The sequence below is a fragment of the Halomonas sp. H10-9-1 genome (assembly GCF_040147005.1).
Classification (GTDB): Bacteria; Pseudomonadota; Gammaproteobacteria; order Pseudomonadales; family Halomonadaceae; genus Halomonas.
This window is the reverse complement of the sequence record NZ_JAMSHO010000001.1, coordinates 817,127-832,232: the sequence shown is the minus strand read 5'-3', so window position 1 is coordinate 832,232 and position 15,106 is coordinate 817,127. Positions and strand designations below refer to the sequence as shown.

Below are 15,106 nucleotides of genomic sequence, written 5' to 3'. Positions count from 1 at the left end.
GCATCAGTTTCATGCTTGTCAGCCATTACTTCTGCTCCTCGGTGATACCTGCTGCAGAGTTTGTATCGCCACGGCCACCACGGATCGCTGCTAGTCGCGCGTTAGATGCCTGACTAACCTGCCCCTGTCGCTGTACCCCCTTCTTTGCAAACTGTGCCATCACTTGATCGCGGGGCCCGTAGGCACTGACTTGGCCATCCTTCATGACCAGCAGCTTGTCCATGTTCTTGAGCACGCTGGTGCGGTGACTGATGACGAACAGTGTCACCCCTTCTTGCTTCAGATGCTGGATAGCCTGGCTCAGATGGCGTTCGCCAGCCTCATCCAGATTGGAGTTGGGCTCATCGAGCACGATGAAGACCGGATTACCATACAGTGCCCTGGCCAGTCCCACGCGCTGACGCTGACCACCGGAGAGCGCGCCACTGGTGGAGGAGATGTAGGTGTCGTAGCCGTTCGGCAATTCGAGGATCATCTCGTGAACGCCGGCCTTCTTGGCAGCCTTGACGACCTTGTCGGGGTCCACCTCGCCGAAGCGTGCGATGTTCTCACTAATGGTGCCGTCAAAGAGCTCGATGTCCTGGGGCAGGTAGCCCACATGAGGGCCAAGTTCGTCGCGGTTGTAATGCATCATTTCGGCGCCATCCAGGCGTACACTGCCCACCTGGGTCGGCCAGATGCCGAGCAGGACACGCGCCAGAGTCGACTTGCCGGCGGCACTGGGACCGATGATGCCGACATGCTCGCCCGCCGGTGTATCGAAATTGATGCCGCGGATGGTCGCCATACGCACCCCCGGGGGGGCCGCCACCACGGTCTCCACCGCAAGATCACCCTTGGGTGCCGGCAGAGACATGCGACGATTATCTTCGGGGATCTGAGTCAGCAGTTCGTTGAGTCGCCCATAGGCACCACGTGCACTGACAAACCCCTTCCAACTGCCGATCATCTGATCGATGGGCGCCAGGGCACGACCCATGATGATCGAGCCCGCGATCATCATGCCTGGCGTCATTTCGGCCTGCAGCACCAGATAGGCCCCCAGGCCCAGAATCATCGACTGGAACAGCAGGCGCAGCACCTTGGAGGCATTGGTCAGCGCGCCGGCACGGTCGCTGGCCTGTGACTGCTTGGCCAGGAACTCGTGATGCTTCTCGGCCCAACGGCCCATGATGCCAGGCAACATGCCCATGGCATGCAGCACCTCGGCATTGCGCAAGTTGGAGTTTGCCAGATCCTGAGCCTTGATATGCTCACTGTTGGCTTCAGCCAACAACCCCTTGGTGGCCTTCTCGTTGGCGATGGCCAGGATCAGCAGCACGATGCCGGCACAGGTAGCGAAGATGCCAAGCCAGGGGTGAAACAGGAACAGCACCCCAAGGTAGACCGGCACCCAGGGGGCATCGAAAAAGGCAAACAGACCATTACCGGTGAGGAACTGGCGCAGGCCGGTCAGATCGCTAAGCGGCTGGGCGCTGTGCTGGCCCTGAGTGACCACGCTGCGCCGGAACATGGCGCTATAGAGGCGCGCATTGATGTTGGTATCCAGCCGGTTGCCGACGCGCACCAGCATCCTGGAGCGCACCAGCTCGAGCCCACCCATCACCATAAACAGGAAGACGACCACCAGGGTCAGCATCAGCAGCGTCTCTTCGCTCTGGGTGGTCAGCACCCGGTCGTAGACCTGGAGCATGTACATCGGCGGGACCAGCATAAGGATATTGACGAACATGCTGAAGAAGCCGACCGAGACGAAGGAACCACGACACGCACGGAGGGCGCGCTGCAGATCCGTGGCATCTTGTTGCTTTGCCATGGGGCGATTCACCGTTGAAGGGAAAAATGCGTTGAAGCTGACCAATCGAAATTGAGCGATTAACTTTGGGAGGATACCAGAATCCCCCGTATGTCGGTAGCGGAGGCCAACCGGCATGCTAAAAACAACCGGCCCCGCATGGTCAGCGGGGCCGGTAACACCTCTACAGAGGCGTGTCAGGCAATAAGCCCCTGTGATTCATCAGACTCGGTGAACCCGACCATTACCGCACCCATACTGTCGCCCTCGGCCAGCTGCTCGATCCAGTAGTCACGGCCGGCGGCATCGGCTTCGCGCTCCAGCACATTCTGATACATGAGATCAACGAAGGCGGCATGTTCGATCGAATCGTGGAGCTGCTTGAACTCGTCTGAGACGACAAAGAAGTCAGCGATCTGCTCTGTCTGCAGAATTTCCTGGCGGTCCAGCCAGTAGCCCAGCCCGGCGCCGTCGGCATCGCGGTCGAAGGCGGCGTCGTAGAGCCGCAGCAGCACACCGGCATCGCCTTCAAGCACCGCGTCATCGCGCTCGGCCAGGTTCTGGATGCGGGTGTCTTCCGAGGCCGGGGTTTCCACTTCACTGAACGCCGTCTCTGCATGGAAGGCGGCCATGTACTCGGCGAAGGCGTCTTGCTCGGTGCCCGCCGGGGCGAAGGTGAAGGCCCCGTCATCGGTCAGCGTTTCGACCAGGTCGACGCGCTGCTGATAGCTACCCTCGCCAAGGGGATAGCCGTCACCGCCGTCGGCCAGGAAGCCGAGGGTCACCACCTTGACGAGCTTGTCGGCATTGCCCACCAAACGGCCATCCACGGCCAGCACATCGAGGGTTTCACCCTCCTCGCTCACGATGGCGGCGCTCTGTATACGCTCGCCGGCGGGCTGCTCCCAGTCGAAGCTGTACTGGATGCCACCGACCTGGGCGAACTGGCCGGCGGTGACCCCAGGCGCGGAAGCCGCCACGGCATGCTCCAGCACCTCCAGGAGCTTCTCGCGTGTCACGCTGATGATGGCAAGGTCGTTGTTGAAGCGCAGCGCCGAGGCCGCGTCCAGCTGCGATACACCGCCTTCCGGCTTGCCGATGGCGGCATCGGCGGCGGGCGCTTCATAACGCGGCTCACCGTCGTCACCTTCCACGACCACCCGACCGATAGGCTCGCGGATGCCGCCACCGTTCTTGAAGGAGACCAGCACCTCGTCATCCACCTGGCGTGCATACCAGAGGTTGGCATCGGCGGTGAGATTACCCAGGTTGGTCTCTTCGGTGCGCACCGCGCCGCGCTCACCGACCAGGTAGGTGTCGGTCAGGCCCAGGATGTTGCCATCCTGCTCGGAGACGAACTCGGCGACCGCGCCGACCAGCTCCTCGGCGATATCGCCCTTGGTGCCCTCGGCGAAGGCGCTCTCCAGGTCACCCCACAGTGCCTCCACCTGCGCATCCGTCGCGGCGTAGACACCGGAGGTCTCGGGACCCAGCGAGTCGGCGATCAGCCGCCCCTCCTCGTCGAACTCCACCACCAGCTGCCCCACGTAGCGCCAGCCGCCATCGGTGTTGATGATGGCCACGTCGTCACCGGCGGCGTCCTGGGTCAGGATGGGGTAGGCGTTGTAGGGGGCCGGAGCGCCGGGGTAAAGGCCCCGATCGACATCCTCGGCATCAGCCAGCAGGGCGTTGGAGCCGCCCGCCATCACGATATCGACACCATCGAGCAGGGTGGCCAGCTCTTCCTCGAACTGGATCTGCTGAAGATGCGAAGCCAGCACGATCTTGTTGACGCCCTGGGCCTCCAGCTGGTCGATGATCGGCTGTACCAACTCGGCCAGGGCCTGCATGTCGTTGCTGCCACCGGCCAGCACCTCGGTGCTGCCCGGCGAGGAGATGCTCTCAAGGATCTGGGTGGTCAGGCCGATGATGCCGACCTGCTCACCACCACGCTCGGTGACGATGGCCGGCGCCAGCTTGGGCGTATCGGCGCCCGCCACGACCTGCTCCGGAGAGGCACGGAAAGCATCGCGTTCAAGCAGCTCGGTGGTGGCCAGTGGAGCCAGGTTGGCATCGCCGCTGAAATCCAGGTTGGCCGAGAGGTAGGGGAACTGAGATCCCATCCACTCGAGATCCGCCAGGGTGCCACCCTCGCCCAGGACCGGGGCGATCATGTCGGCGATCAGGCCGGTGCCCTGGTCGAACTCGTGGTTGCCGAGGGTGACGGCTTCGGCACCCAACAGGTCCATCAGTAGAGTTTCTACCCGCCCCGAGGCGGCGGTCACTCCATCGAGCGTGCCGGCCGGCAAGCCATAGATCGCCTCGGCGGCGGACTGAATCGCCGGCTGTAGCGAGCTATCACCTGCGGCGGCGAGGTACGGGCCCGGCAGCACCAGGTCACCGGAACTCAGGAACAGCGAGTTAGCTTCCTGATCCTCCAGGTAATCGACGATAGCGGCGAAGTTGGGGGCGTTCAGCAGGTCACCACCGCCTCCTTCCATATCGGCGGCGTGCAGCAGCTGCAGGCGGTAATTGCTCATCGGACTCGCTCCATGGGTGTGATGGCTGGACGGCATTACCATGGCCATGGAAGGTGACGACGGGGTGACAGCTCTCCTACTGAAACATGACGCCCAGGCCAGACCCTCGCCTGCCTTGACAACGTCATTGAAGCGTCAGAGCACCGCAACATCCGAATGAAACGATACAGCGTTCATCCTCGACCGAGACGTTTCCCATGTCTGACCACGCTGTCTTGACCTCGCTCTATCGCGACCTGCTACTCCGCGAACCCGATACCGCCGGCTTCAACTACTGGCTTGGGGTTGTAGAGAGTGGTGCCCGCACGCTGGAGGACGTCGCCGGTGACTTTCTGGTAAGCGATGAATTCCAGCAAGAGATCCAGCCGGTACTGGCGCTTTACCAGCAAGAGCTGCTGCGCCCCGCCGATCCGGAAGGCTTGCGCTACTGGGTGGGCGAGCTGCGCCAAGGGGCCTCGGTTGATGACATTCGTAGCGCCATGCAGGCCTCCGCAGAGGCCAGCGAGATGGTGGTGATGCTTGACGATGCCGCCTGGCTTGAAGGTGCCTATGCCAGCCTGCTACAGCGCACCCCGGATGCAGATGGATCCGCCTACTGGCTCGAGCAGCTGGACGCCGGCGCCTCGCGAAGCGATGTCGCTTCCGCCATCCACGCCAGCGAAGAGGCACAAGGCTTGGGCCAGTCCCGTGCCCTTAGTGCCCTGCTCAAGGAAGACAATGCGCCCGCTCCCTCACTAGCGGACTATCTGGGGGCTCTGATGGAAGAGGCACAAGAGCCAGAGCCGGAACCCGAACCGGAACCCGAACCTGAGCCCGAACCGGAACCGGAGCCCGAGCCCGAGCCCGAGCCCGAGCCCGAGCCCGAGTCCGAGTCCGAGTCCGAGTCCGAGTCCGAGTCCGAGTCCGAGTCCGAGTCCATCAATCCTGACCTGGGGCTCGGCGAGCGCTACCATGCGGGCGCATCGGACGCCTCGGCGGCCATCGCCATCGGCCAGCGCCTGATGCTGGTGGGCGATGACGAGGACCAGGTGCTGCGCCTCTTCGACCGTGATGACGATGGCATGCCGCTGGCCGAGCTCCCCCTGAATACGGCCCTGGGGCTGACCGATACCCAAGAGGTCGATATCGAGGCAGTCGCCAGTCTGGGCGACACCCACTACTGGCTGGGCTCCCATGAGAGCGCCCAGCGCTCGCTGCTGTTCGCCACCCAGATCACCGGCGAGCAGGCCGACACCCTGAGTATCGAGGTATCGGGACAGTTTGCCGACCTGGCTGACCAGCTCACTGCCTGGGATGCCGCTAATGGCCATGGGCGAGGCGCCGATGCGCTCGGCCTGAGCGCAGGACTCAATATCGAGGGGGCCGCCTTCGTCGGCGAGACCCTGCTGCTGGGCCTGCGCGCTCCGCTGGATGGTGGCATGGCGCAGGTCATTCCGGTGATCAATGCCCCGGCGCTGGTGTCGGGTGAAGACAGCGAGGCCGACTTCGGCGCGCCGCTGCGCCTGGATATGGGCGGCCGCGCGATCCGCTCCATCGAACCCACCGAGGAAGACAGCTTCCTGATACTGGCAGGTCCCGAGCAGGACGGTGGCGATGCCGGCTTCGCTCTCTATCACTGGGACGGCGCCCACGCCGTTCGCCAGATCGAGGGCGTCGATCTGAACACCATTCCCGACGCCCTGGGCGCCAAGCCCGAGGCTCTCTTCGATCTTCAGGCGAGCGCCGATGGCTTTACTGCCGGCGTGCTCTACGACAGCGGCACCGTCGACTGGCTGGAGGATGGCCGCGAGTCCAAGGATCTGCCCGCCGAACAGCAGCGCTTTATTGGCGTCGATATCGACTTCGCCAGCCTCCCGGCGTTCGACCCGCAGCCGGGTGATATCGCCATCACCGCGGTCAGGACAGACAATCCCGATGACTTCCAGTTCGTGGCGCTCAAGGGCATCGCGGCAGGTGCCGAGATCACCTTCACGGATTCCGGTTGGGCCGGCGACGGTTTCCGTGCCAACGAGGGCGCCGTGACCTGGACGGCGCCAGAAGGCGGGGTGGCACCGGGGACGCGGATCTCCTACATCGAGCAGGCGGACCAATTCCGCGACGCCAACAGCGATGCCGTTGGCAATAACGGTTTCAATCTCTCGGCCAGCGGCGACCAGGTCATCGCCTTTACCGGCGACGCCGAGGCACCCACCTTCCTGTTTGCCGTGCAGACTAACAGCAGTGAGTGGCAGGAAAGTGCGTCAAGCTCCAATGACTCCGCCCTCCCCTTAGGCCTGGAGGCTGGCCTGACGGCCGTGGCGGCAGGCCAAGGGGCCGGCGAAGAGTGGGATAATGTGGCCTATGTGGGTCCGGGCACCGGCACTGCCAGCGAGCTGCTGGCAGCCATCGGTAATCCGGACAACTGGGCTGGCGATAACAGTGCGCTACCGAGCGAGGCGACGATAGAGTTCCAAGTCGGCACCATGGAGGCCGTCTATGTGCCTGGCGAGCGCGATGTTGGCCTGGCGATCACCGAGATCTGGTCCGGACAGAGCGGCCCGGACGTGACCGAGGACTGGTTCGAGATCACCAACCGCACAGAGGCAGCGATCGACTTTACCACGGCGGCACTCTTCTACGATGACGATAGTGCCGACCCCCAGGACGCGGTAGAGATCCAGGGGCTTACGGCACTGGCACCCGGCGAGTCGGCCATCGTGATCGTCGACGGCGGGCCCGAGGCGGTGGCCGAGTTCCGTGACGCCTGGCGCGATCTGCCGGGCATCGAGTCGCTGGCCATCGGTTATGCGCCGGACGCCTCGGGCCTGGGTAGCGGCGGCGATGCGGTCACGCTATGGCAGGGCGATCCGCGCATCGACGGTGACCGGGTCGCCTTCGAGGCCTATCCCGATACCGAGGGCTTCGATGCCGCCGCCTGGGATGTGGATGCCCAGCGCTTCGTCACTCTCGATGATGAAAGCGCCCAGGCCTCAACGGCCCTGGGGGGCGACGGTGGCGATGTGCCGGCGCTAGCCTCGCCGGGCTTTGCCTCCCATCCCGAGCCGGACATCACGCTGATCTCGGCGATTCAAGGCAGCGATGACGTGAGTCCGCTGATAAATGAGGAGGTTACCGTGGAAGCCGTTGTCACTATGGTGACACCGGGGCTAGACGGCTTCTTCCTGCAAGAAGAGGACACCGATATCGATGCTGACTCCAGCACCTCGGAGGGGGTCTTCGTCTATACGGGAGAAGGCAGCGTCAACTGGCTAGAGACTAACCTGAGCGCCGGCGACCAGGTCCGTATCGACGGCCGCGTCTCGGAATACTTCGACAAGACCCAGCTCAGTGCCGACCGCGACAGTCTGCAGGTGCTGGAGAGCGGCCTGGCGCTGCCCCAAAGCCAGCGTATCGAGCTGCCGTTTACCGACAAGGCAGGCCTCGAGGCCTTCGAGGGCATGCGGGTGACTATCGAGGCCCTGGATGGCGAGCCACTGGTGGTGACCGAGCTCTACGAGCTGGGCCGCTATGGTGAGGTGACGCTCTCTTCCGGAGGCCGCCTGGAGCAGTTCACCGAGGTCAATGCACCGGACACCGACGGCTATGCCGCCTGGCTAGCGGACGCCGAGGCGCGCACCATCAAGATCGACGACGCCAATAGTGCCCAGAACCCCGGCCCAGTGATCTATGCCCGCAACGGTCAGGAGCTATCCGCCGAGAACCCGCTGCGTGGCGGCGACGCACTGGATATGCTGGAGGGTGTGCTCGACTTCAGCTTCGGCGAGTGGAAGGTGCAGAACGTCGAGGGGCTGGACTTCAGTGGTCCTGAGCGCCCCGCTACTCCAGACACCGAAGCACTTGGCAACCCGGGCCTGACCGTGGCGTCCTTCAATGTGCTCAACTACTTCACCACCCTGGATGAAAACGGCAACCAGACGGTGACGCTCGATGGCAGCACCCACGGCCCACGCGGTGCCGATAACGCCGAGGAGCTGGCGCGCCAGGAGGCCAAACTGGTGGAGGCCATCAACACCAGCGGTGCCGACGTGGTGGGGCTGATGGAGATCGAGAACAATGGCTACGGCGAGGTGAGCGCCATCGCCACCCTGGTGGCGGCGCTTAACGCCGACGCGGCAGCACGAGGACTCGATGACGTGACCTGGGCCTACAGCGTGCCTGAGGATGCCGAGGGCACTATCACAAGCCCTGGTGACGACGCCATCGCGGTGGGCATGCTCTACAACAGCGACGCGGTTACGCCCCTGGGCGCCGCCGCCACCAAGACCGATGGCGCCTTCGCCACAGCCAACCGTGCCCCGCTGCTGCAGACTTTTGAGGAGAACGCCACCGGCGAAGTGTTCTCGGCGGTAGTCAACCACTTCAAGTCCAAGGGCAGCGTGGTCAACGGCGAAGATGCCATCGGCGATGGCCAGGGCAACAACAACCCGACGCGTGTTGAGGCCGCCGAGGAATTGCTGGCGTGGTTGGCCAGCGACCCCACCGGCAGCGGCGACAGCGACGTGCTGATCATCGGCGACCTTAATGCCTATGCCATGGAGGATCCCATCACCACGCTGCTTGAAGCTGGCTATACCCGACTCAACGATGACTATAGCTATGTGTTCGATGGTGCCTGGGGCTCACTGGACCATGCTCTGGCCAGCGAATCCCTGCTCGATCAGATCAGCGGCACAACTACCTGGCATATCAACGCTGACGAGGCCTCAGCACTGGACTACAACACCGACTTCACCAGCGACCGTCAGGATGAGAACCTCTACACGCCGGATGCATTCCGCAGTTCGGATCACGACCCGATCCTGGTAGGCCTTGACCTGGGCGAGGAGGTCGTCATCGCCTAAGCGCAATCGTCGCATCTTGAAAGGTAAACGGCCCCGACGTGTCGGGGCCGTTTCCTGCGTATCCGATAAAGTGAGCTAGGAGCCTCTGGAGCCCTTGGCTAACAAGAAAGCCGGCCCACGGGGGGCCGGCTTCGTTCAGACTACGCTCGCCTGGGGCGAGAGGTAGCGTCGCTTAGAAGAAGTAGCGAGCGCCGACCAGGTAGTACATGTCGTCGCCATCGGCTTCGACATCGGAGTCCAGGCCATCGATGGTGACATTGATCGCCTGCTGATCGGCCTGCTGCAGCTCGACGAAGGTCTGGAAGCTGCTGGTCAGGTTGTAGTAGCCGCCCAGCGCCCAGGAAGTGCGGCTGTCACCGCCTTCCGGATCGACATCATAGATGTCGGCGTTGACAGCCCACGGACCGCTGGAGTAGCTCATGCCGACACCCCAGGTGTCATGGCCGCCACCATGGGTGCTGCTGTCGTCCTGAGTCTCGTAACCCAGACGGCCGGAGAAGCCAGGCACAAACTCATAGGAGACGGTCGCGCCGTAGAGCATCTCGTCGTTGCCGCCGCCTTCGACGACATCGTCGACGAAACCGGCAGCCAGACGCAGGTTGTTGATCTCGTAGACCGCACCACCCTGACCCGCAACGGTGGAGCCATCGGTGGGCTCAACTTCGCCGCGAGTGCTGTAGTGCTTGCCCTGCAGATAGACCTGGAAGCCGGACAGGTTCGGGGTGATGTAGCCGACGGAGTCGCCGCGCGACTGGGTCGGGTGGCCTGCGAACTCGAGGCCACGATCGATGTATACATCGAACGGAGCGGAGACGGCCTGGTTGTAGAAGGAGTCGAAGTTACCGCCCTGGATGGTACCCCAGCTGTTGCTGCGCAGGCCGATATAGCTCTGGCGAATCTCGCTGAAAGCGTCGACGCCGTTGACAGACTCGCCGCTGCGCTCATCACCCTTAAAGCGCCACTCCAGACGACCGAAGGCGGTCAGGTCGGAGGTGACCTCGTGGCTCATGCGCAGGCCAAGACGAGAGAAGACATCGACAAACTCGGCGCCGTTGTCGATCTTCTCGTCGGCGGAGTTATACTCCGGGCCACCGCCGGCGACGCCCATGGCGATACGGCCATAGATGTCGAGCTTGGTGCCGTCCTGGTCATAAACGGTAGCAGCCTGGGCACCGGAGGCGACCATGGTGGCGGCGATAGCAGTCGCTAACAGTGTCTTCTTCATCATGATGATGTTCCTTTGACTAGCAGTCTGTTTCGATCGTTTTATGCCGACCGCTCTTGGGCGATTCGGCGGCTTGGCCGGTCTGCGCCGGCTCGACTCGGCCGGCCTCCTCGCGGAGGGTGCCGGTGCGAGCCTCACTTCGGCAAAGCCTTAGTTATATTCCAATGCTCGCAGGAGCAACCTTATACCGGGTCATGAGGGAACGCAAGAAGAAAAAACACTGTTTCCCTATGCGCTGCCCCTTCACTCGGAACTTTCCATCAATTATGCAAACACGCGCCTCACGGCGGTTGCTGAATAATGCCTTGCCGATATGACGAACACAAGTCAACGCTCATCAACCCGCCCCGATGGCGACATGGCGAGCGATGGAGATTAAAAAAAACACCCGCCTATCAGGATGTTAGCGGCCGTTATGCTTGGCCAGCAGGGCCGAAAGTTTCTCATCCATGGTGGCGGGTGCCGGCTCGGTATGCTCGCGATCAGGCCCGGCGTTACCGCCCATCCCCTGCGGCGAGGGTTGGCCCTTCGCTGGGCCCTGGGCCGCTACCCTGGCCGGCTTGCCGTTCCGCATGCGATCACGCCCCTGGGGGGTGCGGCCCTGGCCGGTGCGCTTCTCGCCCTGCAGGCGGTCGAGCTTGCGTTGGGCGTGATCGGCCGACTGGGCGTCGACCTTGCCGGCGGGCTGGCCATCCAGGTCGATGCGCTCGGCGCCGTCGCGCACCGCCTTGAGGTAGCGCGGCAGGTTGACGTAGCAGGCCAGCGCCCTTCGCACCAGCTTCTCGGGCCAGGGCTCGCGGCGGGCCAGCACCTCGTGGATGCCCACCATCAGCGGCCGGGTATGGCCCTTGAAGAAGGCGGCGGGATAGCGCGCATACCACTCCTCGAGCAGGGCCTGGGGAGAGGGAGCCTCGTCGATGGCCAGGGAATCCTGGCGGGCGCTCGACGGCTCCTGTGCAAGCTCGGGTTTTCCGGCGGCATGGCCAGCGAATAGGGGCTCGCTGGTATCACCCTTCGCCCGATGATGCCGAGCTTCTGCCTTGTTATCGCTGGTGGCGGAGTTATCGCTGGTGGCGGAGACGCTCGGTGGCGTGGTGGGTTCGGCCGCTGCTGGCGGTTCGGCGGGAGCGTTGCCTGGCGCCGTCGGGCGCCGGCCGATCAGCGCGGAAAGCCCCTGGGAGCGACGCCCGGGGCGGAAGCCGCCCTCGGCGGGTTCGCCGCCGGCCAGGCGCTCGTGGAGGTGGCGGTTATGGGCCTCCAGCTCACTGTTCTGCTCGTCGAGTTCGCGGCACTCTTCGATAAGCTCCAGGCGGGTGGCCTCGGCCTCGGCCAGGCGGCGTTCCAGTTCGGCGAGACGCTGGGCCAGCTCGCCCTGCACGGCTTCGGCGTGACGGCGCGCCTCGCGCTCGAGGGCCAGGTGCTCCAGCAGCGATCGGGTGCGCCCATCCAGGGCGTCCAGCAGCGAGTGTAGGCGTTGCTCGGCCAAACCGGTCTCCTCCCGCAGGCTCTGTGGTACAGGCGTGCCATCAAGTCTGTGCCAGAAGCGCGCCCATGACAAATGTCGTCAGCCGCCGACGCTCTCCCGGTGCTCATCGTCGCGACGACGATACTCGACGAAATCGTAGGCGGGCTGCCCCTCGGTGGGGCTGCCGGGTACGCGCTGCACCTCTTCCCATTCGGCCGGGGGGACCTCGGGGAAGCGGGCATCGCCCGCCACCTCGATAGCCACCTCGGTGAGGTAGAGGCGGCTGGCATGGGGCAAGGCCTGGGCATAGATCTCGGCGCCACCCATCACCATGATCTCCTCCACGCCGTCGATGATGGCCTGCTGGTCGGCCAGGACCAGGGCGGAGGGCAGGTCGTGGCAGACCCGCACGCCGTCATGGGCGAACCCGGTGTCGCGGGTGACCACGATATTGAGCCGCCCGGGCAGCGGCCGGCCGATGGACTGGAAGGTCTTGCGCCCCATCACCAGCGGCTTGGCCTGGGTCATGCGCTTGAAGAACCTGAGGTCCTCGGGCAGGTACCAGGGCAGCTGGTTCTCCACGCCGATCACGCGATTCTGCGCCATGGCGGCGATCATGGCGACGGGGATAAGGGTCTCGTCGGTCATACGGCCACCTCGGCCTTGATATGGGGGTGGGGGTCGTAGCCTTCGATGGCGATATGCTCGATGCCAAAGGCGAAGAGGTCGCTGACGCTCGGGTCGAGCAGCAGGCGAGGCGCCGGCCGCGGGGCGCGAGTGAGCTGCTCCTCGGCCTGCTCCAGGTGGTTCAGGTAGAGGTGGGCGTCGCCCAGCGTATGGATGAACTCGCCGGGTGCGAGCCCCGCCACCTGGGCGATCATCTGGGTCAGCAGCGCGTAGCTGGCGATATTGAAGGGCACGCCCAGGAAGATATCGGCGCTGCGCTGGTAGAGCTGGCAGGAGAGCCGCCCCTCGGCCACGTAGAACTGGAACAGGCAGTGGCACGGCGGCAGCTGCATCTCGTCGACCTGGGCGGGGTTCCAGGCGGAGACGATCAGCCGACGCGATTGGGGATTGGTGCGCAGCTGGTCGAGCAGCCCCGCGATCTGGTCGACGTGGCCGCCCCGCGGGTCGGGCCAGCTGCGCCACTGATAGCCGTAGATCGGGCCGAGGTCGCCGTTCGCGTCGGCCCACTCGTCCCAGATGCGCACGCCGTGTTCCTTCAGGTAGGCGATGTTGGTGTCGCCGGCCAGGAACCACAGCAGTTCATGGAAGATCGAGCGGGTGTGCAGCTTCTTGGTGGTCAGCAGCGGGAAGCCGAGGGAAAGGTCGAAACGCATCTGGTGGCCGAAGACCGAGCGTGTGCCTACCCCGGTACGGTCGCCACGCTCCACGCCTTGGTCGAGCACCTGGCGCATCAGGTCGAGGTAGGGCTGTTCGAGGGCGGGCTGGGTAGCGTCGGTCACGGCATCACCAAGGCGGCGGGTGGGTGGCGGATTCTACCCGAACTCAGCCGAGTTGTTGACCGGGGAGCACCAGTTCCTCGGGCAACGGGGCATCCAGCGACATGCGTTCTCCGGCGTAGGAGCGGACGTGATTGTAAGTCGCCATCAGCATCAAAGAGTAGTCTCGCGCCTCCCGCAGGGCATCGGCGAAGGCATCGGGTTCTTGCATGTATTCATGCACCAGCTGATTTCGCAGCTTACGTGCCGCCAGCCAGGCTTCGGTACTTTCCAGCACACCGAGTCGCTCAGCCCGATTGAGGTTTTCGATCTGGCTACCCACACGCTCGGCCAGACTCTGCAGCCAGCGTGGGATCAGTTTGTCGGCGATGGTGTCCTGCATGCGGCTGTAGCGGGAAACAAATGCCTCCAGGCGAATGGCATCCTCCGGACGCTGATCGAGAGTTGCGACCCAGTCACTGCTTGGCCCCTGGCCCCCTTCGAACAGGGTGTGCCAACTGTAGGCCAAGTGGTTGCCTTCACGCTGGACGATGTCCAGCGTCCACAGGAAGCGTTCGATGGGCAGTAGCTGCTCGTTCATAACACCTGTGCCGTTTTTATTGCGTGTAGATGGACGGGATTCAGAGACGTAGTTGGGTCTACCACCAGGATGTCGATGGGTTGGTCGCCAAGGCGAAGCTGCAAGCGCGCCGTGAGAGTCAGCATCTTCTGCATCTTGTCCTCGATGCTAGCCGTACTCTCCACCAGAAGGTCGATATCCCCTCCCCTCGCGCTGTCGTTGAGTCGCGACCCAAACAGCTTAACGCTGACGTCATCACCAAACACCTCATGGGCTGCCTGCTTAATGATGACAACTTGTTCGTCGGTCAGTCTCATACATCACCTCTTGCTTCGTATCACACTCGAGCATCCACCTGCTGCCTGCGCGACCAGGCGATCAGTGCCAGGCCGGCGGCGATCATCGGCAGCGTCAGCAGCATGCCCATGGTGAACCAGCCGAAGGCCAGGTAGCCGATATGGGCGTCGGGCAGGCGGTAGAACTCCACCAGGAAGCGGAAGGCGCCGTAGAACGCGAGGAAGAGCCCCGAGACCAGGCCACGGCGGCGCGGCGTGGCGGTGACGAACCACAGCACCACGAACAGTACCGCCCCCTCCAGAGCCGCCTCGTAGAGCGAGCTGGGGTGTCGCGGCTCGGACCCGAGGCCGGGGAACGGCATGCCCCAGGGCATCTCGGTCACGCGCCCGGGCAGCTCGCGGTTGATGAAGTTGCCGATGCGCCCGGCGCCCAGGCCGATGGGCACCAGCGGGGCGACGAAGTCGGTGAGGGTGAAGAAGGCCAGCCCCTTTTTCCTGGCGAACCACCAGGCGGCGACCAGCACGCCGAGCAGGCCGCCGTGGAAGCTCATGCCACCGTCCCACACCCGCACGATCCACAGCGGGTCGGCCAGCCACTGATCCAGGCCGTAGAAGAGCGCATAGCCCAGCCGGCCACCCAGCACCACGCCCAGGGCGGCGTAGAACAGCAAGTCGCCGATATCGTCGGCGGAAAGCCCGATGCGCGCGGCACGGCGACGCCCCAGGAACCAGGCGGCGACGAAGCCCACCACATACATCAGGCCATACCAGTGGACCTGGAAGGGGCCCAGGGAGATCGCAACGGGGTCGATATCCGGATAGGAAAGCATGTCAGTCCTTTAACGATGGAAGCTGGAAAGCAGCATGGTCCCGCTAACTCTGAGGTCAAGGTTTTTCTTTCTTCCAGCTTCAAGCTTCCAGG

Annotated in this window: 10 protein-coding genes; 1 reads left to right on the top strand and 9 read right to left on the bottom strand. The window is 64.0% G+C overall.

Translation table 11 applies throughout. From position 1 onward, the window contains the following. Nucleotides 1–25: 25 nt before the first annotated feature. Both NFH66_RS03760 and NFH66_RS03755 read right to left on the bottom strand, forming a co-directional pair. Nucleotides 26–1,816 (bottom strand): type I secretion system permease/ATPase, encoded by a 1,791-nt coding sequence (locus NFH66_RS03760; protein WP_349608524.1) that lies wholly within the window; start codon nt 1,814–1,816, stop codon nt 26–28. 176 nt (nt 1,817–1,992) lie between these two features. After that, on the bottom strand, nt 1,993–4,335 hold the full coding sequence (locus tag NFH66_RS03755) for a DUF4214 domain-containing protein (protein ID WP_349608522.1): 2,343 nt from the start codon (nt 4,333–4,335) through the stop codon (nt 1,993–1,995). A gap of 197 nt (nt 4,336–4,532) precedes the next feature. Here NFH66_RS03755 and NFH66_RS03750 point away from each other — a divergent pair, with 197 nt between their 5' ends. Beyond that, the gene (locus NFH66_RS03750) at nt 4,533–9,176 is read left to right on the top strand and encodes an ExeM/NucH family extracellular endonuclease (RefSeq protein WP_349608520.1); all 4,644 of its coding nucleotides are present in this window, start codon (nt 4,533–4,535) and stop codon (nt 9,174–9,176) included. Between the two features lie 172 nt (nt 9,177–9,348). On the opposite strand, the gene NFH66_RS03745 is transcribed toward NFH66_RS03750, so the two are convergent. The 7 genes from NFH66_RS03745 to lgt all read right to left on the bottom strand — a co-directional run bounded on the left by NFH66_RS03745 (nt 9,349) and on the right by lgt (nt 15,014). Further along, a complete protein-coding gene (locus tag NFH66_RS03745; protein ID WP_502878663.1) occupies nt 9,349–10,401 on the bottom strand; it encodes a porin in 1,053 nt (350 codons plus the stop codon). A gap of 403 nt (nt 10,402–10,804) precedes the next feature. Continuing rightward, nucleotides 10,805–11,887 carry a ProQ/FINO family protein gene (locus NFH66_RS03740; RefSeq protein ID WP_349608516.1) on the bottom strand — a complete coding sequence of 361 codons (1,083 nt, stop codon included), beginning with the start codon at nt 11,885–11,887 and terminating at the stop codon, nt 10,805–10,807. A gap of 78 nt (nt 11,888–11,965) precedes the next feature. Then, on the bottom strand, nt 11,966–12,514 hold the full coding sequence (locus tag NFH66_RS03735) for a dihydrofolate reductase (protein ID WP_349608514.1): 549 nt from the start codon (nt 12,512–12,514) through the stop codon (nt 11,966–11,968). Further along, nucleotides 12,511–13,284: a thymidylate synthase gene (locus tag NFH66_RS03730; RefSeq protein WP_349611649.1), complete on the bottom strand. Its 774-nt coding sequence runs from the start codon at nt 13,282–13,284 to the stop codon at nt 12,511–12,513. The genes NFH66_RS03735 and NFH66_RS03730 overlap by 4 nt, the downstream gene beginning before the upstream one ends. Before the next feature lie 91 nt (nt 13,285–13,375). Continuing rightward, nucleotides 13,376–13,909, bottom strand: a complete 534-nt coding sequence (locus tag NFH66_RS03725) for a hypothetical protein (protein WP_349608512.1) — start codon at nt 13,907–13,909, stop codon at nt 13,376–13,378. Next, nucleotides 13,906–14,205: a nucleotidyltransferase domain-containing protein gene (locus tag NFH66_RS03720; RefSeq protein WP_349608510.1), complete on the bottom strand. Its 300-nt coding sequence runs from the start codon at nt 14,203–14,205 to the stop codon at nt 13,906–13,908. Before NFH66_RS03720 ends, NFH66_RS03725 begins: the two co-directional genes overlap by 4 nt. A gap of 20 nt (nt 14,206–14,225) precedes the next feature. Beyond that, nucleotides 14,226–15,014 carry a prolipoprotein diacylglyceryl transferase gene (gene lgt / locus NFH66_RS03715; protein ID WP_349608508.1) on the bottom strand — a complete coding sequence of 263 codons (789 nt, stop codon included), beginning with the start codon at nt 15,012–15,014 and terminating at the stop codon, nt 14,226–14,228. Nucleotides 15,015–15,106: the final 92 nt, after the last annotated feature.